At 42.3% G+C, this 23,474-nt stretch carries 29 protein-coding genes and 2 pseudogenes; 18 read left to right on the plus strand and 13 right to left on the minus strand.

From position 1 onward, the window contains the following. Positions 1-26 precede the first annotated feature (26 nt). The 5 genes from RMZ42_RS33845 to RMZ42_RS33865 all read right to left on the minus strand — a co-directional run bounded on the left by RMZ42_RS33845 (position 27) and on the right by RMZ42_RS33865 (position 2,044). The gene (locus tag RMZ42_RS33845) at positions 27-533 is read right to left on the minus strand and encodes a hypothetical protein (RefSeq protein ID WP_322675547.1); all 507 of its coding nucleotides are present in this window, start codon (positions 531-533) and stop codon (positions 27-29) included. Positions 534-701: 168 nt separating this feature from the next. Further along, positions 702-998 (minus strand): hypothetical protein, encoded by a 297-nt coding sequence (locus RMZ42_RS33850; protein WP_100903400.1) that lies wholly within the window; start codon positions 996-998, stop codon positions 702-704. After that, the gene (locus tag RMZ42_RS33855) at positions 995-1,189 is read right to left on the minus strand and encodes a hypothetical protein (RefSeq protein ID WP_100903401.1); all 195 of its coding nucleotides are present in this window, start codon (positions 1,187-1,189) and stop codon (positions 995-997) included. The genes RMZ42_RS33850 and RMZ42_RS33855 overlap by 4 nt, the downstream gene beginning before the upstream one ends. Positions 1,190-1,409: 220 nt before the next feature. Beyond that, on the minus strand, positions 1,410-1,667 hold the full coding sequence (locus tag RMZ42_RS33860) for a hypothetical protein (RefSeq protein WP_100903402.1): 258 nt from the start codon (positions 1,665-1,667) through the stop codon (positions 1,410-1,412). Between the two features lie 140 nt (positions 1,668-1,807). Beyond that, complete coding sequence (locus RMZ42_RS33865) at positions 1,808-2,044, minus strand: hypothetical protein (RefSeq protein WP_322675548.1); 237 nt, start codon at positions 2,042-2,044, stop codon at positions 1,808-1,810. Positions 2,045-2,182: 138 nt separating this feature from the next. Here RMZ42_RS33865 and RMZ42_RS33870 point away from each other — a divergent pair, with 138 nt between their 5' ends. From RMZ42_RS33870 to RMZ42_RS33925, 12 genes are all read left to right on the plus strand, one after another. Further along, positions 2,183-2,407 (plus strand): hypothetical protein, encoded by a 225-nt coding sequence (locus RMZ42_RS33870; protein WP_322675549.1) that lies wholly within the window; start codon positions 2,183-2,185, stop codon positions 2,405-2,407. Further along, positions 2,408-2,749: a hypothetical protein gene (locus RMZ42_RS33875; protein WP_322675550.1), complete on the plus strand. Its 342-nt coding sequence runs from the start codon at positions 2,408-2,410 to the stop codon at positions 2,747-2,749. A 282-nt stretch (positions 2,750-3,031) separates the two neighbouring features. Continuing rightward, entirely contained in the window at positions 3,032-3,400 is a 369-nt protein-coding gene (locus tag RMZ42_RS33880) for a hypothetical protein (protein ID WP_322675551.1), read from the plus strand. A 117-nt stretch (positions 3,401-3,517) separates the two neighbouring features. Beyond that, positions 3,518-3,733: a hypothetical protein gene (locus RMZ42_RS33885; protein ID WP_322675552.1), complete on the plus strand. Its 216-nt coding sequence runs from the start codon at positions 3,518-3,520 to the stop codon at positions 3,731-3,733. 69 nt (positions 3,734-3,802) lie between these two features. Beyond that, complete coding sequence (locus tag RMZ42_RS33890; protein ID WP_322675553.1) at positions 3,803-3,958, plus strand: hypothetical protein; 156 nt, start codon at positions 3,803-3,805, stop codon at positions 3,956-3,958. A 27-nt stretch (positions 3,959-3,985) separates the two neighbouring features. Continuing rightward, the gene (locus RMZ42_RS33895) at positions 3,986-4,246 is read left to right on the plus strand and encodes a hypothetical protein (protein WP_322675554.1); all 261 of its coding nucleotides are present in this window, start codon (positions 3,986-3,988) and stop codon (positions 4,244-4,246) included. Positions 4,247-4,264: 18 nt separating this feature from the next. Further along, a complete protein-coding gene (locus tag RMZ42_RS33900; RefSeq protein WP_322675555.1) occupies positions 4,265-5,038 on the plus strand; it encodes an ERF family protein in 774 nt (257 codons plus the stop codon). Between the two features lie 39 nt (positions 5,039-5,077). After that, entirely contained in the window at positions 5,078-5,395 is a 318-nt protein-coding gene (locus tag RMZ42_RS33905) for a hypothetical protein (protein WP_322675556.1), read from the plus strand. Between the two features lie 32 nt (positions 5,396-5,427). Next, on the plus strand, positions 5,428-5,622 hold the full coding sequence (locus RMZ42_RS33910) for a hypothetical protein (RefSeq protein WP_322675557.1): 195 nt from the start codon (positions 5,428-5,430) through the stop codon (positions 5,620-5,622). A gap of 205 nt (positions 5,623-5,827) precedes the next feature. Next, positions 5,828-6,169 carry a hypothetical protein gene (locus RMZ42_RS33915; RefSeq protein WP_322675558.1) on the plus strand — a complete coding sequence of 114 codons (342 nt, stop codon included), beginning with the start codon at positions 5,828-5,830 and terminating at the stop codon, positions 6,167-6,169. Between the two features lie 237 nt (positions 6,170-6,406). Further along, complete coding sequence (locus RMZ42_RS33920; RefSeq protein ID WP_322675559.1) at positions 6,407-6,925, plus strand: hypothetical protein; 519 nt, start codon at positions 6,407-6,409, stop codon at positions 6,923-6,925. A 62-nt stretch (positions 6,926-6,987) separates the two neighbouring features. Then, positions 6,988-7,131 carry a hypothetical protein gene (locus tag RMZ42_RS33925; protein WP_322675560.1) on the plus strand — a complete coding sequence of 48 codons (144 nt, stop codon included), beginning with the start codon at positions 6,988-6,990 and terminating at the stop codon, positions 7,129-7,131. A 21-nt stretch (positions 7,132-7,152) separates the two neighbouring features. Here the strand turns inward: RMZ42_RS33925 and RMZ42_RS33930 are convergent, their stop codons facing one another. The 3 genes and pseudogenes from RMZ42_RS33930 to RMZ42_RS33940 form a co-directional block, all read right to left on the minus strand. Further along, entirely contained in the window at positions 7,153-7,944 is a 792-nt protein-coding gene (locus tag RMZ42_RS33930) for an IS5 family transposase (RefSeq protein ID WP_322675561.1), read from the minus strand. 37 nt (positions 7,945-7,981) lie between these two features. Beyond that, positions 7,982-8,266 (minus strand): hypothetical protein, encoded by a 285-nt coding sequence (locus RMZ42_RS33935; protein ID WP_322675562.1) that lies wholly within the window; start codon positions 8,264-8,266, stop codon positions 7,982-7,984. Between the two features lie 582 nt (positions 8,267-8,848). After that, positions 8,849-9,211, minus strand: a pseudogene (locus RMZ42_RS33940) (sigma factor); the annotation flags it as partial. Positions 9,212-9,233: 22 nt separating this feature from the next. On the opposite strand from RMZ42_RS33940, the gene RMZ42_RS33945 reads away from it, so the two are divergent. Together RMZ42_RS33945 and RMZ42_RS33950 are read left to right on the plus strand one after the other, a co-directional pair. After that, on the plus strand, positions 9,234-10,655 hold the full coding sequence (locus tag RMZ42_RS33945) for an S-layer family protein (protein WP_322675563.1): 1,422 nt from the start codon (positions 9,234-9,236) through the stop codon (positions 10,653-10,655). A 210-nt stretch (positions 10,656-10,865) separates the two neighbouring features. Beyond that, positions 10,866-11,519, plus strand: a complete 654-nt coding sequence (locus tag RMZ42_RS33950; RefSeq protein WP_322675564.1) for a hypothetical protein — start codon at positions 10,866-10,868, stop codon at positions 11,517-11,519. Between the two features lie 30 nt (positions 11,520-11,549). Here RMZ42_RS33950 and RMZ42_RS33955 read toward each other — a convergent pair whose 3' ends face one another. Beyond that, a complete protein-coding gene (locus tag RMZ42_RS33955; protein ID WP_322675565.1) occupies positions 11,550-14,465 on the minus strand; it encodes an NACHT domain-containing protein in 2,916 nt (971 codons plus the stop codon). 303 nt (positions 14,466-14,768) lie between these two features. Here RMZ42_RS33955 and RMZ42_RS33960 point away from each other — a divergent pair, with 303 nt between their 5' ends. The 3 genes from RMZ42_RS33960 to RMZ42_RS33970 all read left to right on the plus strand — a co-directional run bounded on the left by RMZ42_RS33960 (position 14,769) and on the right by RMZ42_RS33970 (position 18,016). Beyond that, positions 14,769-15,131: an alr0857 family protein gene (locus RMZ42_RS33960; RefSeq protein WP_322669371.1), complete on the plus strand. Its 363-nt coding sequence runs from the start codon at positions 14,769-14,771 to the stop codon at positions 15,129-15,131. A 268-nt stretch (positions 15,132-15,399) separates the two neighbouring features. Further along, on the plus strand, positions 15,400-16,824 hold the full coding sequence (locus RMZ42_RS33965) for a hypothetical protein (RefSeq protein ID WP_322675571.1): 1,425 nt from the start codon (positions 15,400-15,402) through the stop codon (positions 16,822-16,824). Between the two features lie 7 nt (positions 16,825-16,831). After that, positions 16,832-18,016: an ARPP-2 domain-containing protein gene (locus RMZ42_RS33970; RefSeq protein WP_322675566.1), complete on the plus strand. Its 1,185-nt coding sequence runs from the start codon at positions 16,832-16,834 to the stop codon at positions 18,014-18,016. Positions 18,017-18,775: 759 nt separating this feature from the next. On the opposite strand, the pseudogene RMZ42_RS33975 reads toward RMZ42_RS33970, so the two are convergent. Further along, a pseudogene (locus RMZ42_RS33975) lies at positions 18,776-18,982 on the minus strand (transposase); the annotation flags it as partial. Between the two features lie 449 nt (positions 18,983-19,431). After that, complete coding sequence (locus RMZ42_RS33980; protein ID WP_322675567.1) at positions 19,432-19,563, minus strand: hypothetical protein; 132 nt, start codon at positions 19,561-19,563, stop codon at positions 19,432-19,434. A gap of 31 nt (positions 19,564-19,594) precedes the next feature. Between RMZ42_RS33980 and pyrC the strand changes: the two genes are divergently transcribed. Then, positions 19,595-20,623, plus strand: coding sequence for a dihydroorotase (pyrC, locus tag RMZ42_RS33985; RefSeq protein WP_322675568.1), 1,029 nt, complete (start codon positions 19,595-19,597; stop codon positions 20,621-20,623). Positions 20,624-21,013: 390 nt separating this feature from the next. On the opposite strand, the gene RMZ42_RS33990 is transcribed toward pyrC, so the two are convergent. Continuing rightward, positions 21,014-22,152, minus strand: a protein-coding gene (locus RMZ42_RS33990) for an IS630 family transposase (protein WP_322675569.1) whose coding sequence is annotated in 2 segments (ribosomal slippage) — positions 21,014-21,744 and positions 21,744-22,152 — 1,140 coding nt in all. Because the reading frame shifts where the segments join, the coding sequence is not laid out codon by codon here. 53 nt (positions 22,153-22,205) lie between these two features. Continuing rightward, positions 22,206-23,054: a hypothetical protein gene (locus tag RMZ42_RS33995; RefSeq protein WP_322675570.1), complete on the minus strand. Its 849-nt coding sequence runs from the start codon at positions 23,052-23,054 to the stop codon at positions 22,206-22,208. Positions 23,055-23,474: the final 420 nt, after the last annotated feature.

Genomic DNA, 23,474 nt, shown 5'->3' on the forward strand with positions numbered 1-23,474 from the left:
TAGAGAAATACCCGTGTTTCCATGATTCATCCCGCATTTATGCAACGCCGCTTTTTGCGTGGAAGTTGAGGAACCACAATATTTGCAGCAGCAGCAAAGTCTGATTCACCAGGAGAAGGGTTATCTTTCAGAGCGATCGCTACAGCTTGTTTTAGTTTTTCTGGTTCTTTGACTAAACGAAGTAAAGGACGAGCCTGACGCTCATTTTTAATGTGTCCGCCCAACTCGCCAACTGCGTCTATGACCTTTTTGGCTCCTAGCAGTTGATTGATTCGTCGGTATCCACCCCAGGCGCATAATTCACGCTGGCAGTATTCTTCAAAGTTTTTATATCCAGCTTGCAGGTAAAGCTGCTGTTCCCGCATCTGGAGGATTTCATCTACCGCTTGCCACTCGAATCGGTCGATGGCGGTGAAGGTTTCCTGGATGCTGGTGTTGAGGTTGTTGTAATCAAAGGCTGAGGTTTGTTTAGAGCTTTCGGCAATCAAGTTTGTGCATGATGCCAAAGGATTTGATATTGTTTGTGTAGACATACCCTTATCTATCGGTTATGTGCCGTCCCCACTGGTAGCCTGAGAAACTTGCAGTGGGGATTTATAGATTTATATCTGCTGCTGACTTATTTACTTCCGCATTTGTATTTATAGTTCTTCATCTGTGTTTTGCTGATTGGTCGCCCTCCATAATGGGCAACCTTTTGCTTATGCCACTTGTTGATGTTGAACAAAATCTAATAGAGGAGGAAATATTTTTGATTTGTCAGCAGAAACCAATACAAATACTACATTCTTAGAAATCGGTTCCTGAATATAGTTATGAAGAATAGCAAATGCTCTTGTAGTAAGGTAATGAGCATTTCTCAACAAAACTACAACTTTAGACGCATCCGACTGTGCAAGTAACGTTTCTATCTGCTCGATTAGCCTTTCAATATCTTGAGCTTCATAACCCTCGATAGCTTCAAAATCTATAATTTGGTCACATACAAAAGATGTCATTGTTTTTCCTCTGTGTTTTCAACTTTCTCAAAAGTTCCATCAGCACGTCGCCGCCAGCCTGAGACAATCACATCATCTTCAGGATTGCGAGGTTTAGAGGGATCGCGCCAATCATAATCGACAGTTTCATCAGACGGTTTTGGCTCTATGGGAAGTATTTTTTCCTGATTTGACTCGTTTGTTTCACTCATGCAACCTGTATCACTTGAACTTAGCAGGAGATAGAAAAATTTATTTGTTTACCCACCTCCTGCTTTTTGTTGTACAATTCATTGTAATGCATAAGCGACGCATTGCGTTACTTGGCAGCCAATAAAATTTAACCCGCCTTGTCGTTTGACGGAGGCGGGCTTTCTTTCATAATTTGAAGGACGCGATCGCGTTGCAGCCTGAGAGATTTATTCTCCTCTCTCAGGCTGCTGATTTTTTTGCCATTTCTTGCTGTTGCTTTTCTAGTAGCTCCAATCGCTGTCCTTGCACTGAAAGCATTTCGTAGACCTTCTCCAAGTTTATTTTTTCTGTCACCTGATTTTCCTGGCGCTTGACGAAATCTTCAACTATCTCGTTAAGCAATTGTGATGGTCTAAGTCCTCTGTTTTTAGCTATCTTTTCTAACTCTTCTTTTATTTCGCTGCTAGTGCGAAAGTTTATTTGTGTGTCTAGCTTCATTGTTCTCCAATATTTTGCGTTGCAACACTTTTACTGAATTATATTCTTCTCTTTATTAAAAAGGAAATTTTGCGTTGCAACTATTGACTAAGCGACGCAAATGCGTTACATTATATTCATGAGGTGAAAACAAAAGGTGATTACCTTTTGGCAATCTCAAAGCCCACAGAACTTTGACAGCAATCCAGAGTGACCGCTTGATGAGTAGTCGAGGCACTGGCATAACCAGAGAAGGCGATGGGTACACAGCCGGGAAATGGATTTGCACTGAATAAGAAATTACCAGCAGTACGACGGACGGCAGTTGAAGCTTTTGAAGCCTGATACGTTGTATTTCCTGTTTTGGTATCACTCAAGTGCCACTGGCTTTGAGTCACAAATATATGGCTACGCCAAATCTATTTGAGAGGGTTGTGCTGAACCACAACGTCGTTTGCACACATAACATAAAGCGATCGCTCGGTCTGGACAACTTCTGCGATCGCCTTTTATCCAACTGAATGGAGATTAATATTATGACCTACACAACACATACACTGCAAGCAATCATCGGTTTTTCTGTTGATGAACAAGCCCTAGCCCAAGCAGAACTATACAGCCACCTCGAATCCCAAGCCGAAGCTGTAGCTCCAACCCAAGATCCTCTCACCAGCAGAGATCGCCGCATCATTGGTGAGATTATCGAGGTCGAACCCGAATCAGTGCGTACAATCTGGATTGAAGGGGGAATCACCGTCTAAGTGCAGTTAGTCGGTAGCGGACGGCTACCCTTTGACAGAGACTGGTTCGCTACAAGAGTTGCAGAGGTTAAAGCGACTCTACTAGAGACACCCCTGGAACGGAACGAACGATTGAGCGATGAACTGGAGAAAGCCTGCACTGTTTTTGGTCTATATTACGGTGAGATAGATTGGCTCTCATTCAGCACCAAACTCTACCAAGACAGGCATTGTGTCGGCTTCGTCGGGTGCAATCAACAAGGTTGGTACACTCGACCAAGACAGTACGGGGTAAATCGGGTTGCTGGCAGTGCCAAAGAAGTGATTGGGCAGTTGGGAGTTCGAGCGGCAGTAGCGGCGTAAGTTGCTGGAAGTGAGAAAGGTGATTGCACACCAAAAGAATTGCAATCGCCAACAAGGTAATTCCTAAGCAAACACAATAATGGCACAAAGTACAGCAGATAACCCCACACTTCAAGACTCGGGTTTCGATAACCATCAACTGAAAATTATGCGTCCTCTAGCAGATCCGAACGCACAGGTGTAAAAAATCCCTGAAGTGAAAAAGGCGATCGCAGTCCGAGAGAAAAGCAATCGCCATTCAACCGAAATTTAGACAATCGAAATCATCATGGCACATCAAATATGATTACCACACTTTCTCTTCAAGAAGCCCATTTGGATAATCCTCTAGAGAAAATTCTCCTTCCTCCAACCGACCCCAATGCAGAGGTACAAGAGATTCCTCCTTACAAGCTGGTTTACGTGAATGGAGCTTGCCCCAGAGTTTATCGCGTATACAAAGGTTATTCCATGATTGGGGTGATATTTCAACACATTACGCACTGGTCGAATGCAGTAGATAAGATTCGATACGCCAAGTCGCTGGATGCAGCAGTGAGATTAGATAACTTCATGATAATGACAGGTAGATTAACAGCGACTACAGAAAAACCACCTACAGAAGAAGAGTTGCTGGATATTGAATTTGATGCACTGACAAGTGACGAATGAGAACGGTTGAAGAAATACGTTCCACAAGCGAAAGATTTAGTTGCAGCGTAAGAAACGAGGTGGGCGTTGTTGCCCACTTCCTCAATAAGACTGTTTTACTCACTTCATAATATAGCAATGTCGCCCATAGAAATACTACAAGAATTCAACTCGTGTTACGTGAATATTCAGGCGATCGCCCAAGATGAAAACTGGCTCTTGTTGATTGCTGATAAGAAGATTGACCCAGAGGCAGCAACTCATTTGGGCGATACATTGCATTATTTGGGTGAGGCAATGGGGTGTGTAGAAGAAATCATTGAAGTCAAGTTTAATCAGGAATCAAAATCATGAAACTCTACGCAACTAGTATTCCTCAAGCAAAGCCCAAGTTGGGCAACTGTTGTATCGAATAATGCAGGTTTGATTGAGGTCAAAATTAATGATGAAGACCCTGGCTTTCATTCAATCATCGAAGAATTATCTATTGAAATTGAACCAGGAGTTGTTGGTGTAAAAGCTAGCGATTTATGTTTAATGTTCAGCATCGAGATGGTTGATACTAACAAAGAGAATTAACAACCAAAATTTAGTAAATCCCAAAAAATGAAATTCACAACTGTCTCTGTTAGCTACTCTAGGAAATTTAATCTCGGCGACTACGAATCGCTGGAACTGGGTTGTTCTTTATGGGCGCAAGTAGAAGATGGTGAAGATGCTGATGGAATAACCCAATTCCTCTATCACCAAGCCAAAGCTTCAGTAAAACAAGTGGCAATGCCTGTGCTAAAAGCCTCAGAGTTTCAAATTACTAAGGCTAAGTCTAGCAAAAAAGTGTCTGGTGATGTCAATGAAAGCGATTGGTAAGATGAGAGAAGCCTGACGATGCAAGAATTAATCAAAGCTTTAATCAAGGCAAAGACAGAGTTTAACCCCATTCAAAAAGACGGTACTAATCCTCACTATAAACGCAAATATGCAACACTAGATGCTGTGTTGGATGCCGTCACTCCTGCACTTGGTAAACATGGGTTAGTCATTATTCAAACTACTGAACTGTGTGAAAGTAAAACCGTACTACGGACTCATATTTTTCATGAATCTGGAGAGAGTATCACTAGTACTTATCCTCTACCTGAAATCAGTGATTCTCAAAAGTTTGGTGCAGCATTAACTTATGCACGAAGATATGCGGTTTGTGCAATTTTATCGGTGACTGCTGATGAAGATAATCATGCTGAAAGTGCAACTACTTCTCAAAAGCCTGAACAGCCCCAGAATAATATTAGACCCCGCAAAGACAATCAACAGTATAGAGTCCAGCCGCCAAAACAAGCTGTAACTGCACCATCAATCAGCCCAAAAGATTTGCGAGTCAAAGAAGTTCGTACACTTTTAAATTATCCGTTGGATTTGGTGAAAGAGTGGCTGCATTCTCGAAATGTGAATAGTCCGAGTGAGCTTGATACTACCAAAATTGATGAACTAGTGAAAACTATGTGTTTGGCTTGGGCTGGTAATAAGTTTGGACATCCTGATCGTGCTACTAACTCTTATCAAAAACACGTAATCGATGCTGTATTACGAGGTGTTTCTGAGATGGAAGCAATTCAGGCATGGATGGAAGGAGCGCTTGCACAAATGCCTGAACTTAATTGAGAAGAGAAATCATACTTCAAACTAGGGGTAGAAAAAAAGATGAATCTTTGGTCAAGAATGGATTTAATTGCATTAACAAATGAACGCTTTCTAGGAGACTTGGATGATTTCATTTTTGATTACAGTGGCGGATGGATGATTAAGCTTTTGTATCTGATTAAAGTGAATGTTGCCCTTTGGTTTGGATGGGATTCAGAGCCAGAATACAACAACTGGCATTGGGGACTAGGGTATTTTGACAGCGAAATAAGCTCATCTTGGGATACCCCTATTGGAGCTTGTGACTGGTCAGAAATCTGTACTCCCGTCAGTTTTCTCAAATGGCAATACGGTATCGGACAAAACTCGAATTACTAATCAATAATCGGCTATTCAGCCAAGGATTAAAAATGGCTAACCTTCCACCAATTAATTCAGTTGTCAAAATTATTAAAGCACTGACAGAAAAAGACCCCAGGTTAGGGCAAACAGGTACAGTCATCCAATATTCAGCACACGGAATGGTTTGTGTTCATTTCCCAGATATGCCACTTGGTCAAGGCATTTTTTTCAATGCACATCATTTAGAAATCATAGAGTCATAGTCAATATCATGCCTAAAAAATCCACTCATCTCACTCCTACTGATCAGTCTTCGCTGTGCCTACATTACCTTCGACTTTGTGGGGGTAGCGCACGATTATGCACTATAAACTTTAGCCTTAGCGTGATTCAAACACTGGTCAATCGAAAGCTGGTAAAAGTGACAAATACTGGTACAGGTTTTTTTGTGGAGTTAGATGAAGCCGAATGAAAACACAGAAAGCGACTTATCAATCATCTATGCCTTCAAATACTCGTAATAAATTAGTTCTTCGCCGGACTCGAAAAAGATTCAACTCCAGGATTTTCATAGATCGCACCATAGAAACAACTGCAATTGTATCTCTATTTTTTACCGGATTTGCAGGAGTAGGGGCAATGGCTTGTTGGGGACTGGAGATTATCGAGACTAATAATCCCAACATAATCATCTCTGGTTGGGAGCAACAGAAAAATATCTGCCTGGGTGCAATGTTGGTCAGTTTTTCCGCTTTCTTAGGCAGTTCTCTAATCGGAGCAAGTTTTAGTATTCAACGAGATAAATTTTAGGGAGGGAAACAAGAATGGAAATCAAGTTAACCAGATCAGAGATTCGGACTATATTGCAGGGTTGTCAATATACATTGCGGCTTGTTGGGAGTAGTCGAGATTATCGTAAAATTCAATCGTCAGAGCATTTTTCTACCTCAAATAATGTGGTGCTAAACGATGCGTTCAATATTTTAGGAGAAGTAGTAGACGCAATTGATCGGGTGGAGTAAGTTAATCAACAAGGAGAACCTAGACATGGAGCAGGAAATTAAAAATGCAATTGGTTTGGGCAGTCCAGAACTCGTAATAGAATCATTTCCAAAACTTGAACCAGAACCAGAACCAACAGTAACGATTTACGACTTCTCTTCTTTGTTATCTAAGCACGAACCATCAAAAAACAACGATAACAGATGTTCATCCCCACGGCTGCTTGGCGATCAATGCGCCGATGGTGAAAACTATCAAGAAAATCATGTTTTACATAGGAGCAACAACATGACATTCACTCTGGATAATCGCTCTCCAAACAAAGAATCTTCTTTAACAAAAGCATTGCGACAGATACAGGAGTTAAACTCTAAGATTCAGGAATTAGAACAGTGCCATAAAGACTATGTGGTATCGCAACAGAATTTAATTCCAGCAATCGCTGAAATCTGTATTTCTCCGATCCAGGAAGTAGAGGCGCTGCGAATTCTAATACACCGGGGAGAGTCGGAGTGTCGTCGGTATTTGCGCTCGGTGTTGGTGAAGCAACGTCAGACTTCATAGAGTTTAGGCACTGAGTGATTCCGGTTCTGTACGCGATATTTCCAAAACTCGCTGTAACCAATATGAAATTTCAAGAGATGCAGATTGCTTTTGTTCAGCATCAGTCCAGATATCGTCCCAATGGAATAGCCAACGAGTCAGAAGACGAACTAAATCAACTAATTCACAGGCTCGGTCAATATCATCTGCTTTTAGAGGTTGTTTGAAAAGTTTTTAGAGGTCAGAAATTATGCTAAACGTCTCACCATGATACGGATCATGGCAATATAAATAAAAGTCTCTGATGTTTGAGGTAGTAATTCATAATCTCGAACCAATCGGCGACATCCCATCAACCAACCAAAAGTGCGCTCGACAACCCAACGCTTTTTGAGCAAAACAAATCCTTTGGTTTGTTCTGGGCGCAAAACTACCTGCACAATCCAACGGCAAAAATTCATCACCCATTGCATAAATGGTTCGCCATCAAAACCACCATCAACCCAGATAGTAGTCAAGCGAGATATCTTTTGATCGGACTGTTTAACCCGCTTGAGAACTTGTTTTCCTCCTTCTCTTTCACCGACATTAGCTGCTGTCACTAAAACCCTCAAAACTAATCCCAAGGTATCGACGGTCATAAATCGCTTACGTCCTTTCAGCTTTTTACCTGCATCAAAACCAACTGACTGACTCACCATTGCTGCGCTTTTAACGCTTTGACTGTCAATGATTGCCTCGGATGGGCTTGGGTAACGTTCTATCTCAATTCGAGTCCAATCTCTGAGTTGATCATGAATCATGAGCCAAGTCCCATCAATGCGCCAATTGCGAAAATATGTGTAGACTGTTTGCCAGGCAGGAAAATCTCCAGGTAGCGATCGCCATCTAACTCCCTCTATCAAAATGTAGAAAATTGCGTTCACGACTTCCCACACATCAACTTCACGCTTTCGACCACCCGGTTTCGTTTCCGGGATTAAGTCACTAATCAATTGATACTGTTCCCAGCTCAGGTTGCTAGGGTAAGCTTTACTCATACCACTCTCTCAGTGCTGTTTATTATCTATTCACAGCCTATACTGAGAGAGCTTTTTTACAACATCCCCGACTTTTCAAACAACCTCTTAGAACTGCCAGTCCTCCAAGTATCACATCAAAATGTTCTGGAGGTGCGCTGGCTAATACTCGCCCTACCATCCGCGTAAATTCCACAACAAACAGATAATCTTGCATCAACCATGTATTGAATTGCTGGGGTTGAATTATACCTAATTGACACTGTTCTAGAAAGGGATGCACAGTTGCTTCTTGCCAATCTTGAGCATGATTTTGTAAAAGAAGTTTGCAGGTAATAGTCATTTTGGCTCAATAGGTATTTTGGGGAGATGGAATGGAGAGGAACAGATTGCTAAGATCCTAACGATTCTACCTCCTACTGAGGTGACATCTAGCACGATTCATATAGACTACTCGGAGGATTTCGGTTTCGATTTCTAGTTTGACGAACAAGTTTTTAGAGACCAGCAGCCTGCATCGTCGGTTGCTCTAACTATCAAAGGGTTGAGTACGGCGGCAATTTGTTAGTCTGTGGCATATATCCATGTTGGATCGGATGGTGAGAACTGTCCAGAGTTCATCAATCCCTAGTAACTGGCTAAATCGGTCATTTATTTGTGCCAAAAGTCATGGTCTAATTCATGACTTTTTTCATTAGTCCTTTTGTCAAAGATTTATATAATAGTTGTATTCAAACAAAGTTTTATGGCGATTTTAAACTCAAAAATAAAATATTTCTCCCATTATATTTAGACATATTTACCGGATATTTTAAAAATAATAAGTATTAGTTAATAGAGATAAAATAGAGCTATTAACTATGCCTTTTACACCCTGTACTTTAGTCTGGACTTTTGCATTTTGCTTACTAAGTCTTAATGACCAATAGCCGCGATTGGGGTCAAATTTTTCCACACCCCTTTGTAAACCTATTGCCCCTTCTTGCAGCAAATCTAAGAATTCCAGATTGCGCTTAGTATATTTTTTGGCAATCGAAACCACCAGACGCAGGTTTGCTGTCACCATTTTTTGTTTGGCTCGTTGCCCAAGATTTTGTATTTGAGCTATTTCCAATTCACTTTTGTCAATATCAACAGCTAATTCGACCATTGTTGGCTCCCGATCTAGTTGTTGGGTGAGTTCATTTTTTCTTTGCTCAATTGCCATGATTTGCTGTACCTGCCTCCCATAAGCAATTTCTTGGTCTGCGGTTAGCATTGGATAACGACCAATCTCTTGCAAATAGATACATGGGCAAAAGCGTTCTACTTTGTTAGGTAATCAAACTAAAGGTGCTGGGGCTGCTGGTAATTTGATAATTACTACTCAGCAGATAATGGTTAGGGATGAAGCAAGTATTATAAACGATAGTCTTAGTACTGGGGCTGGTGGCGACTTGGCTATTGCTACGAGGGAGTTGATTGTTCAAAATGGGGGCAGTATCACAACTAGTAGTATTGGTACAAGCAAGTCAGGCAATTTAACCGTCACTGCTTCAGATTTTGTTGAATTGAAGGGTATAGGCATCCACAGAAATGGAAGTAATACAATTCCGAGTGGCTTGTTTACTCGGTCATTTGATACGGGAGATGCTGGGAACTTAAGCATTGAAACCAAACGATTATTTATATCTGATGGTGCAAGAGTATCCAGTTCTACTTTTCTAGGTAAGGGAGGCAATTTAACTGTATTCGCCCCAGAATTAGTGATGGTGATTGGAACCTCATCTGATAAACAGATTAACAGTGGTCTGTTTTCTCAAACAGTTGGTACTGGAGATGCTGGAAATATAAGGATTGAAACAGGACAATTGATTCTTCGGGATCAAGCTGAAGTTACAGTAAGCGCTAACGACTTAACTAAAGGGTCAATTGTTGATGAACTTACAGCAAGTGTCGCTGACTTAGCTGGGAAACCATTGGGAAGCGCAGGTAGTATAGAAATTAAAGCTCGCAACATCTTTTTAGAAAATCAGGCGGGCGTTCGATCGACAACTGTATCAGGTAATGGAGGTAATATTACTCTCCAAGTGCAGGACTTATTACTAATGCGTCGTGGCAGTGAAATTTCCACTAGTGCAGGTACAGGACAACAGGGTGGAGACGGTGGTAGTATTAATATTAACTCTAAATTTATTGTTGGTATCCCTGAAGAAAACAGCAACATCAGCGCTAATGCTTTTTCAGGTGCAGGTGGAAATGTCCAAATTAATACTCAAGGTATTTTCGGTATTGAGTCACGCCCAAAACCAACCGAAAACAGTGACATTACAGCGAGTTCGGAATTGGGAGTCAGTGGCGAAGTAACTATCAACAGTCCAGATACTGATCCCAGTCGCGGCTTAATTCAACTACCCTCTAACCTCGTGGATGCATCCCAACAAATTGCCCAAGGTTGCACGCCCAGAGGAAGACAAAACGCTAGTCGTTTTATTGCTACAGGACGCGGTGGATTACCCCAAAGCCCTAATGAACCGTTGCGAGGACGAGCAGTGATTACTGGTTGGGTAGATTTGCCCGAACAAGTAACACACAGAGTCACAGATAAATCATCTACTGCATCTATGACCAAATCTAGTGATCGCATTGTGGAGGCTCAAGGATGGATTGTCGATGCTAATGGTCATGTTATGCTTGTGGCTCAATCTGTGCAAAGTTCTTCTATTCCCTCTGCCATATTTTGTAGTCAATGATATCAAGTTCGGTAAATCACTTACGATATATCATTACGAATGCAACGAAGTGGAATGAAGCAATCCCAAAGCCTTGCCATTGCCGCGCTTCTCTGCGAGACCCTTCTCTTTCAGAGACGCGAACGCGAACGCCTACGCAGCCAAGCGTCCACTGCTATTAAGGCATCAATACTTATAATGCTTATGCAGCATAGTTTATAGCTTTTCTTAGTGCCATTCGGGCAGATGATGTCGTCGGTGCTGTTGTTGGAAGAACTGAATCTGTTGCAGTTGCTTACGCCTGGGGAGAAGTTACGAGGTTCTGATGAACGGATGCAGGCGTTTAAGGCGATCGCTATTCAGCATCGGTATTTGATCAAGAATTACTTGAACGTAACTATTTCGGAGAAACTGACTCCTATTGCGATTGCACAAAAGCTGTTGGACAAGATTGATCTGCGGCTGTCGTATGTTGGTCGGTTGGGGTCGAGGGGGAAGCGGGAGTGTGTTTATAAGTTTGTTCCTCCTGATGATCAACGGGATAGCATTTTCTCTAGGTGGTTAAATCGAGAGTTGGTGTCAGTCACCAGTAATATAGATTTAACAACACCAATTACTGACACAACATCACTATCCACACTCCCCGTTATTAAGGATATGGAGGGACAGGAAAATTCCACTCATTCTTGGTGGCAGCAGGTCAAATCTTACGCTGTCAGGTTCATGGAACGGCTAGAGTCCGGTGTGGAAGCAGTCAAACAGTTCCTCTCTACCCTCACTTCGGATGAGCGTTGGGGTGTAATGGTGGAGTTTGAGGAGGCACAGCCGCAGATGTTCTCTCAGTTGGTAGCTGTGGCTCCCGATTGGGTGCAGTGGATGGGGTGAGTTGTTAAGTTTTGAGGTGATTGCACTCAGTTATGGTTTTATCATATCATTTGGACTATGCCAAGCCTGATAAAACGCCTCATACGTCATATTTTCAGCACAGTACCACATCAATTTGTAATAGTCCCGATAGGATTTCAATTCGTATTCGGGCACTGTATTAGCAAAACAATCTTTAAGGTAAGTAATTGCTTTTGCTAATTGTTCATCAATTAGAATTTCTTTTAAATTATCTACTGTACGTTTTCGTAAAGATATATTTGGGGTTGATTTAGCTAATCGCAGTAAGGTTATAAATGCAATAGTATTTCCTGTATCAACTTGGGCTAATTTATAAGCTCTACGTCTTTTAGTCTCTTCATCCTCACATGAGGAGATGCCATTGATTAAGGCTGTGATTTTTTCCGGTAAAAGGGATAAAGATAATTTATTTTTTAGTATTTGTTTACCTTGCCGTTTATTTATAATTTCTTCACCGCGTAAAGTTGCTAAATTCTCTTCTGCTTGGCAACGCTGAGATAAATCTGTGGCAGCTGTAGCAATTTTTTCTAACGTAGAAATAGCGATTACATTTTCTGGAGCAATTTTGCCTAAACTATAAGCAGCCTTGCGGCAAATAGATTCATTGTTAGTAGTATCAATAATTTGCACCAATGCAGTAATTGCTGTTTGATTTACTGTATCAACTCTGCCTAGACTATAAGCAGCTTGCCAACGGATAGTTTCATGACGAACTATTTTAACCAGATTTTCTAGAGAGGCAATTGCAATCCTATTACCAGGGTCAAAAATCTTACCTAAACTATAGGCTGCATTCCAACTATCAAATTCATTTTGACAAGAAGTAATAAATTGTTCCAAGCAGGCGATCGCTTGAATGCGATCGGTTTTGAGTAAAGCTACCCGCGCACCTTCTACAATTGGCGATGGATATCTGCACCATTTCTGTTTTTGCTGATGAAAGTATCCGAAACGCCACTTAATTAACTGCTGAATAATATCTTCAGCTTGTTGACAATTGGGAAATTCAGCAATTCCTTGTGCTGCCAAAAAATAGGCTTGATAATTATAAAATCCTCCACATCCATCCTGAAATTGAGTGAGTGCTTGAATAAACTCTTCTTTGTCTATTGATAGTACATCATCTCTACCCAGCCATAGTAATATTACCTCTCGCCACTGCGGTGCAAAAATCCGGTAACTGTTTTGATAATCGCCTGTATCTGTTGATATAAAAAACTGCCAATCTGTAATATCCTGAGCCGCAAAATATTCCTGAAATGTTGGATGGTAAAAAGCATAAACTTTTTCGCCTGAAGTTTCCGAAAATCCCACCTGATTTAGCCAACCTAACTGGAGTGCTAATTGAAATAAGCTATCATCGGGAGCGCCTAAAAATTGACACACAAAACGATGTCTTAGACGGAACTTTGTTTGTTCTTGAGCAATAGCCAAAAGTGCTAATTTTCCTAAAGCTTGATTTAACTGCCGCCTCTGGGTTGAAGTCGTAGGAAAACGGTCTTGTTTCCACTCATAAATTGCTTCTACAAACTGCTGATAAAGCATCGCTTTACTATTAGGTAACTCTCCTTGAGTTATGCCCCATATATGGCATAACAAAGCCAAGCGTAAGGGATTTTTTACCGTATCTTTGATGCGTCGTCTTTGGAGTTGGTTTAATTCATGTCGTAGCTTTCCTCCTAAAACTGGGTTGTGCTGAAACCATCGACAAATAAATTGCCCTACCCGATCCAGTGTGCGATCCTCACCGTAAGTAAAATGTAAATTGCAGTAAGTGTCGAAATTTTCTAAAGCATTCTTTCCTGCATCCCAAACATTTAGCCGAGATGTCAGAATAATTGTTGCATCACCTACCCAACCTTTCAAACAATTAGCAATTTTCGCCAAAGCACTAGTAGATTCAATTGCCATTTCATCTACTGCATCTAAGAGTAACCAAACTTTTCCTTGGTTGAACTGTTCGCAGAATGCGTCTTCGATTTCTGCTGGAACCCTGAGTTTACGAATAGCTGAAGGTAGCCAGTCTTGAATTAGATATTGTTCTAGAGTTTTACCTTGTAAATCTGCTAGGGAAATCCAAATGGGTAAATCTGCGGTATTTTCTAATACCCAAATAGCAATTCTCTGCAATAAAGTAGTTTTACCTGCGCCTGGTTCACCAACAATTGCAATTCTTTGACTTTGCCTTTTTCCTAGCACCTGTTGCAAAAATTCATTATGGTCAAAAGTTTGCGTAACATCCACATCCTCTGGTTCATATAAGCGCGAACCCTCAAGAGGAGTTACATCATCACGATGACGTAGACGCTGTTTTCGCTGCACTAAGCCCAAAGGTACGTAAACCTGATTCAGTTCAAAAGTGATACCATCGCCGCTGGTGAGGGAGTTTGTTGTTAAACGGTTATTTAGATTAGCGCGGCATAGTTCTTGCCAGTTAGGGTAGGGAGTGGGGGACGTTGGGGGAGAATTTTTATCTGTTGTCTCCTTGTCTCCTTTTTTTGTTGTTACTTCCTTGGACTTCTCTGGGCGGCGGCTTTCCCACTCGAAATCAAATTTTTGAATGTTGGCTGCTGTGTCTTGGCGTTTGTACCAGAGATTCAAGGTAAAGTGCCAAGTTTCTGAACCGCCGCGAGATGGGCGATTATCTTCTAAAATTTCTAAGAAATCTGCAAACCGTTTTAAGGCTTCTTTGATTTGCTCAGATGTTAATTGACTTGATGTTAAGCCTGTTAACGCTTGCAAAAATCTCACTTTAGTTCTGACAACTAAACGAGTTTCACTTTGCCAGCGAGTTTGAATCTCAGGACGCAGGGCATCTAAAGCCACTTCATCACACAAGAGTGCATCATTAGCATAAGCTAATAGCACCTCTAATAAATGCCGCGATCGCTTTTTTGCCTCTGGGCCATAACTCGCTCTTGCCATTTTTGTAATTGCCTGAACAAAGTTCGGGGATTCCCCCAAGTTTAGCAACTTCCCCTAACTATCTAAACTTTATTTCACAAGCATTTCCGGTTGCACATTTACAGTTAGCTTAGGGGAAATTCCCTGGAATATTCTGATTTTATAGATTCAATCAACTAAAGCAGATAACTCAGTATTTACAGGAGATTGCAAGTGAATGAGGTACAAATTTGAAGACCAAAGCTATATAATACGAGGCTTTCAAAGCTGTTCCCCGTTCCCTGTTGCCTGTTCCCTGCTGTATTTAGATATTTCTTCACCTATATGTTAAAACTAACCTACACCGAAAACAGCTTGAGTTTAGATTATCTCAATGTCCCTTTAGAAAATTGGGTAAGTACAAGAGTGAGTTTGGCTTTAAGCACTGGCGCATATATTTATATGGAACCTAGCACGGCTGCTTTTCTATTACCTATCGAATCATTAGCTGTTTTAGAAAAACTGGCTGAAGAAAATTTGATAGAGTTTTGCCTTTGCGATAGTTCATGGTTGGAAGTCACTCTCCAAGGTATTTGGATAACATCAACTCCCAAGAGTGAAACAGGTGTTTTTATCACCGCTTTGAGTCCCTCTGCGGAATTATTATTCCAGCAATTATCCCAAAGTCAACAACTCTGTCACGCTTAAAGTAATTTAGTCTTGCTGTTCGCGGGACTTTGGTATGATTTCCGAACCCAGTATCTGTAACTGTCCTAGTTAGTCGTGCCGCCTTTCCCCGAACAGCACCCAACAATATTGAAACGCAAAGGAGCGCGGAGGTAAGCGCAGAGTTACGCAGAGAATTTACTGTTCGCGGGACTTTAGTATAACTTCCGTTCCAACTTGCTAAGTTGTCTAACTTCGTTGTACTGTTCTTTCCCCGGACTCTCTGTGCGCCTGTAAGTGAGTAAATATGATGACTAATAAAAATACTAATCGTACCGAACAAGTAGCGCGAGAAGACTTAGTAATGTTCATTAATGCTTGTCTCGCCTGCACTGGACAAAAAGAATTTTATGATGACGCTTACGGTCAACGAGTATCAATTGACTTTTTACATGATTATATTCTGGGTAATTACCGCTTACTTTATGCCCGGACTTTAGCAGCAGGGATCAATCACTTCAACCAAGCCGAAATCATCTTAAAATTACTGGCGACAGGAAAAGACACGCGCCCAGAACATCGCCAAGAAGAAGGCGCACTAATTGCTTATGCGCTGAATGCTTTACCGCCACAACGAGCTTGGGGAGTATTACAACAGTTACGACAACGCAAAATTAATAATAGACGTAGTAGAGCGATCGCCCGCGATTATTTAAGTATGCGGCGTGATATGAGTTTTGATGCTGTTAAGTATCGTGCTAAAGTACGAGCGATCGCTACTCACGCACACCTCAAACTGCAAGGCGAATTGGGTATTTTCCTGTTCCGTAACTGGAAGCAAAATTCTTACTCAACCCAGTTATTTGAACAGTTTCGCCAAGCCCACTACAGCGCCGAAGCCATTTACAATTTACCTTTCACCATCGCCGAAGGATTTGCAGTTAAACACAAAGTTCCCCGTGATGTGTTCTTATCTCGTATTCAACAGCAAATGACTTTAGGCGAAAAGTTGCGTTTGCAAGGCGCGGCGGAACGTACAGAAACTGATATAAATGTAGATTTTGGTCGTCTTCCCTTAACTAAACTGGCGTTGTATATCCTTTCCTTACCTTGGGAAACACGACAACACCAACGAGACATTTTACACCAAGCCTTAGAGCGATCAGCACGTTTGGCATTAAAAAAAGCACCTCTCAAATTAGGAAAAGTTGCAGCCGTCTTAGATTGCAGCTACTCTAGTTCTGGCTCTAGTGAAAAGCGTCGTCGCCCCTTGGGTGTAGCTATGGCTACTCACTACTTACTACAAGCCGCAGCTAGAGAATACCAAACTTTTTGGACAGTACCCGTAGAATATTCATTACAAGTAACTGCTCGTGGACAGACTGATTTAGCAACACCATTGTTAGCAGCTTTGGAATCAAGAGCCGATTTAGTAGTAATTATCTCCGATGGTTGCGAAAACGATCCGCCCAATGGAGCAGCCGAAGTCCTGCGCGTCTATCGTAATAAATTAGACCCCTGTCGGCGAACTTCTATTATTCATTGCAACCCTGTATTTAATTCTGACGACTTTTCCTTACGCACCCTCAGCCCATTTGTCCCGACTGTTGGGCTAAGAGATGCAGAAGATTTACCAACTATGCTTAACTTTGCTCGTTTTGCCGAAGGTTCTGCACCTTTATCAGAACTAGAAACATATTTAGCAGAACGAGTACAGCAGTTAATTACAAATTAATTTAGTTATGGCAAAAACAAAAAGTTTATTAACAGACATATCTTTGAAAGGATTAGAGATTGCACCTTCCCAAATCCGGGGTGCAGTGCGTATTGTGCCATTACTGCGGCGACAAGTGCGCGGTGATTTGCGTTTGCTGCGTCGTTCATACAATGAAGATATTGCGGTTGTTTCCCTGGAGGGTAAAATAACCGAACCGGGCATGAAATATTTTTCTTATGTGCCTCATGGCTTAGTCATGTCTTGGAGTGATGATGGTAGTTCAGTAGCCAGTTTTGGCGGACAGATGCTCAAACCTGATGGTAAAAGTTTTAACTCTTGTTGTGCAAGTGTGCGGTTAATGCAGCGTATGGCCAAACGAGAATCAAAAAATCAACTGCGATTTTTACCTTTGCACCTAGCAATGGAAGGTTTTTTATCACTGTTTTTCTCAGGGCCAGACATTGCTTGGAGTGAATATTCAAAATATGCCCTGTCTCACGGACTTGGTTCACGTTACGAATCATCTTTCAGCGGACGTTACATTGCAGGGTTGGAAGACGCTTTGCGGGTGTTTGAGATTCACGAAAGACAAGTTGGCGTATTAGTATTTGTCGCTGAAGCTTTAGCATCTGCTTTTGTTGTTCCTACTCCAGAGGATTACCGCGCTTTGCACACCAGCCTTTTAGAAGACTTTTACGGTGAACTAATTTATCAGTACAGTTTCATGTATGATACGACATGCCCAATGGCTGTAGCTGTGGATGATGCTCAAATTAATAGTTTGGCAGATTTAAAAAGAGCGATCACTCTTATGCGAGCGGATTGGGCTTCATTTCAAGGATTCATGGCCCAAGGATTATTACAGCGCCAATTGCAATCCCAGAAAATTTATACTGCTGGACCATTCCAAATGCAACGGTTCATCACTAACCTGCAACCCAAAGAAGAAAACCATATTGGCGAGGCGATCATACGAGATAACGGAGAATTAGAATATCTCAAAACTTACCGTTTATCAGCTGCCCAAACCCGTCGAGTATACTTACTCAGTCAGCTAGCCAACTATAACTGGAATATTGATGCTACAGCCAAAGCTTTAGGACATACTCGTGATGAACTAGTTTCTCGCCTCGAAGCTTCCGGCTTTGGCTATCTGCTGAATCAACAAGTACGTGATGCAGCGCGAAAAAAAGTGAAAAAATTTCTCTGACAGGTGTAGGTTTTTGGCTTTTTGTCCCCCATTACTCATAATTGTGTCCTTGTCCTTGCCCGCCCCTGTAGTGATAGTGGCGTCTTTAACGTTCTGGATGCCGATACCAGTACTGCCGTAGCCCTCGAAGCCGCCGTTGGGGCTGGTGCCGCCATTACCCGTGCCAACGATTGCGTCGTTTCCGTCCCCTGTATTCAGTTCGCCACTGTTAGCGATGCCGATACCAGTACTGCCGTGCGGATAATGACGATTACAGCTATGTTGACCAGGATTTTCAGCCCGAATCCCTACAGACGTGGGGGAAACGTGGCTCTGTCATCAACGTCGAGATGCGGCGCTATCGGGAGTCTGTGCTTGCAGGGTTGGTTGAGGATGGATACACCATTATTGATACCGAGGATGCATCGGACGATGAGAGTGGGGCAGTTATCGAGTCGGTTAAAGCGGCAAGCAAGGATTTGTATACTGCGGAGTGTCAGGCGTAGGCGTAGCCCGCCGTAGGCATCGCTAATTCTAATGAACTCTCCCAAGCTGAACTGAAAAAGCTGCAAGACAAACGGGCGAAAACGAAAACCGAACGACATCAGCAGCACAAGGCGGAATTGTCCCGTCGCTATGAAATTGACGTAACCCCTGATTTGGTCTCAAAAGATGACGACGGCTGGTATCCTCAACTGAGAATGCACTACTATTTGACGCTGGGACGGGAATTTGTGACCAACCGTGATGCGAAACGGGCGAAGGCGCCAGAACTATTTACACAATCCAACGACAAACGTCCATTACCCACTGCATGAATGGCTCACCGTCAAAACCGCCATCCGCCCAAAGGGTTGTCAAACGAGATACCTGCTCCTGAGACTGTTTGACCGGTTTGAGAACTTGTTTGCCCCCTTCACGCTCACCCACACTGGCGGCCGTAACCAAGACTCGCAAGACTAGCCCTAAGGTATCAGCTGTCATATGGCAATACGGTTCAGTTAAGAAATTTATCCGTTGAGGCAGGCAGAGGAAGCAGGGGATGCAGGGGAAGCAGGGGGGGGAGAATAAAAGCTTATCTGAACCGTATTGTGTCATATGGTGGTAATTCGTGTAAAATCTCAAGTGCTGTTTGTTAACACTCAAGTGCTTGTGAGTTTCGAGATAATTGTTGAAAACAGTTACCCCATCTTTGCAACACGCGAGCTTTATCGAATTCATTAGCTTTGAGAGGTTTAATTTCAAGTGAGGTATTACAGCGCTTCCGGCTATTATGCAATACAGTTTTCCTCTTGCCCTTCTTTTCTCACAGCTTTCAGTTTTGAAGATGTACCTCATAGCCGCCGGAAGTGCTGTATAGCAAGCGATCGCCTGTTGATAGTAAGCAACTGCTTGGGTGTATTGTGACAAGCTGCAATGCAAATCAGCCACAGATGCTAATGCACCAGCTTTTCGAGAGCGAAACCCTTGCGCTTAAGAGTTTTGAGGTCATTAGGAGCAAACTTGAGTGCAGTATCATACATAGCGATCGCCCCATACCAGATCTGGATGATCGTCCCTATTTTCATGAGGCCATTGTTGCCGTTTTATAATGAAAGGATGCAAAAGCTTACCATCACCCGACCTGACGATTGGCATCTGCATCTGCGCGACGGTGCAGCACTGAAAGCGGTTCTGCCCTACACGGTGCGCCAGTTTGCCCGCGCGATCATCATGCCGAACTTGAAGCCCCCTATCCGCTCGGTGGCAGATGCGGCTGCTTATCGCGATCGCATCCTCGCCGCCATTCCAGAGGGACAACAGTTTGAGCCATTGATGACGCTCTACCTCACCGACAACACCAGCCCCGACGACATTCTCCGGGCGAAAGAATCCCAGTTTATCAAAGCGGTCAAGTACTACCCAGCCGGTGCAACGACCAACTCAGACTCCGGTGTGACGGATATTCAAAAGAGCGATCGCGTCTTTGAAGCAATGCAGCAGGTGGACATGCCGTTATTACTGCACGGGGAAGTGACCGATAACGATGTTGATACGTTCGATCGCGAGAAGGTGTTTATCGAGCGACATTTAATCCCTCTCAAGCAGCGATTTCCCAACCTGCGGGTGGTACTTGAGCATATCACCACCTCCGATGCGGTGCAGTATGTCCTGTCTGCCAACACCATCGCAGCAACAATTACGCCACAACATTTGTTGTTTAACCGTAATGCCCTGTTCAAAGGCGGCCTTTGCCCTCATTTTTATTGCCTGCCCATTTTGAAACGGGAGGAGCATCGTCAGGCTTTGTTGCAAGCGGCAACATCGCTTAATCCGAAGTTTTTTCTAGGTACCGATAGCGCTCCCCATACCCGCACCAGCAAAGAAAGTTCCTGTGGCTGCGCGGGATGCTTTTCAGCTCTGCACGCCCTTGAGTTGTATGCCGAAGCATTTGAAAGCGTGAAAGCCCTGGATAAACTGGAGGCGTTCGCTAGCTTCTATGGCCCAGATTTTTATCAACTGCCGCGTAATACCGAGCGAATTACCTTGTCTAAAACGACTTGGCGCATTCCTGATGAAGTTCCATTTATGAAATCTGGGCTTGTACCTTTGGGGGCGGGGCAGGAAATGACATGGCAAATGGTATGACATTCGCATTGTGCATCAGCCGTTGTGGAATCCTGTCGGTTAACTTAGGCCAACAATTAATTTGAATCCTGGCTCAAATTTGAGTCTGCGAATCTTCCATTTTGAGTGGCGATCGCCTTAGCAGAACTTTAAGATTTTAGCAGAATATAAATATAATCTAGTATTGATTGAAGAAACGTTTAAGTCTACAAATGAGAGATTGAGAAATAACCTTTTTATAAATAGCGGGACTTAGACAACAATTAAGCACAAACTGGCTTTATAAGCGGCAAATACGTCACGATGAAGGGTCAGCCAATCAAAAACTGCCCGGAAAATTCTCCTTGTATTGGTATAGTATTAGTTTGTGCCTGTGGGTCAGGTTTTCTGTTTTTGCTCTTCTTAAAAGAACTAGTAGTCTGGCAAGCCAACTTTGATGGGTGAAACATCCGGATATAACCGTCCCATTTTATTGCGTGCATCCGTAATTTTAAAGCGCCAATTTACACTTGCCTTACTAGAATTGCGCTCGCTCTGCCAAGAAGCGATTTCTTGGGACAATGTTTGTACATGAGCAATTCGCCTTTCGAGACACTGACGTGATAAAACGGATAACTCAATCTCAACTTGATTTAGCCAACTCCCATGCTTAGGCGTGTAGTGGAATTCTAGTTTTTGGACAATTCGACGTGCTTCTTCTGCTGGAAAGACTTCGTACAAAGCAGATGGATTATGTGTGTTGAGGTTATCAACTACCAGACGAATTGACTCGGCTTGTGGACAATGAATATCTACTAAATTCTTCATTTGTAAAGCAAAATCTTTTTTCGTTCTTTGTTGTGTAACCTCAATATGCCGCCAACCTTTATGAGGCTCAAAAATTGCAAATAAATTGACACTCCCATTGCGTTTATACTCGTAGTCATAACAAAGAGGTTGCTCTGGTTCGGCTGGTAACGGTTCTCTAATATCCTCTAATAAAGGATATGGGCGTTCATCGAAACAAATTACTGGATGTTTCGGGTCATCTGGTTGGCTATATAAATCTAATAAATCTTCCATTCGTAAAACATACTCGGCATCTACTTTGGGAATGCACCATTGTTCCTTTAACCAAGGTTTAATTTCGTTTTTTTTAAATAGGAGCGAACAGTTTCTTTAGAAACTGAATCTACGATGTTTAAACTTACTATGCGCTCTGCTAATAGTTTCATCGTCCAACGATTTTTTCCTGATGGTGCTTTAGAACAAGCTGTTGCAATCAGAAATGCTTCTTGTTCACCATCTAATTTCCGTTGCTTTGGTGGATGAGGTCGGTCTTGTACAGCTAATTCAATTCCCCCCTCTACGTATCTAGCACGGGTACGCTCTACGGTTGAAACGTGTACTCTTAGACACTCTGCGATCGCTTTGTCGATTTCTCCCTCCCATGCCATCAACAGTATATGGGCGCGAGTTATACTCCTTGCTTTATTCAAGCCTGTTTTGATTAGCGATCGCAGTTTTTCTACTTCCTCATTCGTCAAAGAGACTGTATACTTCTTTGCCATGATGCTACCCGCAGCCACACTTCAAACAGTTTATCAAAAATCTGTCTCACCCATCAAAGTTGGCTTGCCAGACTACTAGTACGATTCGAGTTAAGCAATTTTAAATCTAGGGTAAAAGAACCGGGTTTACCAGGAACAAGCGACCATTTACCGCTTTCTCTGCCATAAGTTAATGTAGATTGAACTCTGCCCTTTACTAGTTTGAAAATATCTGGTTCTAAATCACCATAGAGCGATCGCACTACAAAATCTATGTGACATACAGTACCCCTGTGTTTTTGCAATACCTTTAGGATCGCTTCTGTGCGGTTGAGAGATTGATATTCCAGCAACATTGGAATTTCTGACCACAAGAGGGATTTCTCTAAAGTTTCTTGTTGTGTCTCTATCTCTTTTGATGTCGGCGCTGGTGGCTCGTCGGCTTCACCAGATGTCGAAGATGATTCATTTATTTCTAAATTATTTGTTTGTGAGGCTTCAGCCTGACTCGGCTCTACCAACTTCACTTCGGATTCAGTAATGTTATCGCTATTTACTGGTAACGAATTCTCTTCGGGTGTGTCTGTAACTACCTCATTTACTATTAAAGGCATCTCGATATTTTGAAATTCTGGGAATGGAGTTTCTAACTCTAAATCATTTGTTGGAGCAATCTCAGAATTGATAGGTTCTACCAAGTTGACTGACACTTCAAGAGCGCGTAGGCGCAGATCATCATAGGCATCGCTGTTAATCAACGATAAATTTTCTAAAGCAAGAAGGGCTGGCTCACTAATGACTATCGGTGCTTTAATATCTTGCTTTGCAGAAGACGAATTCTCTGTTAGAGGCAGTTGAGAACTAACAGGCTTTACCAAGTTGACTTTTGGCTCTGGCGTGAAATCGTTATCCTCGAGGGGCAAGTTTTATAAACTAGAAGCAACTGGCTGATAATCACCTCCAGGGTTGGCTTCTGACCATTATCAAACCAGACAGATAACAATGCTTCTACGTGATTGAGATTTGCTAAAGCTTGTATGTATAACTTTTCGTACTTCTCCACAATCGGAGCATAGTAGTCTCGTAATGACAACAGGGAGCAAGAAAGGTTTCAGGAGGAGGCTGTAATTGTGATTGACTATCCATAAACTTTTAATTTCACCAAAACCGCTATCCCTTGTACCATGACTACATTTTTTTGTTGATCCTGATGCAACTAGCTCGTCAAATCTGCTGCTAGCTAAATATGTACAACATCACGGGATCAATACATCGATAATAGCAATGAAATCGTTTTCATTGCTAAAAACACATCCAAGATACTTTTAGAATAACTACTTAGC

Origin of the sequence: Nostoc sp. DedQUE05 (assembly GCF_034530955.1) — a bacterium.
In the GTDB taxonomy this organism is placed as follows: Bacteria; Cyanobacteriota; Cyanobacteriia; order Cyanobacteriales; family Nostocaceae; genus Nostoc.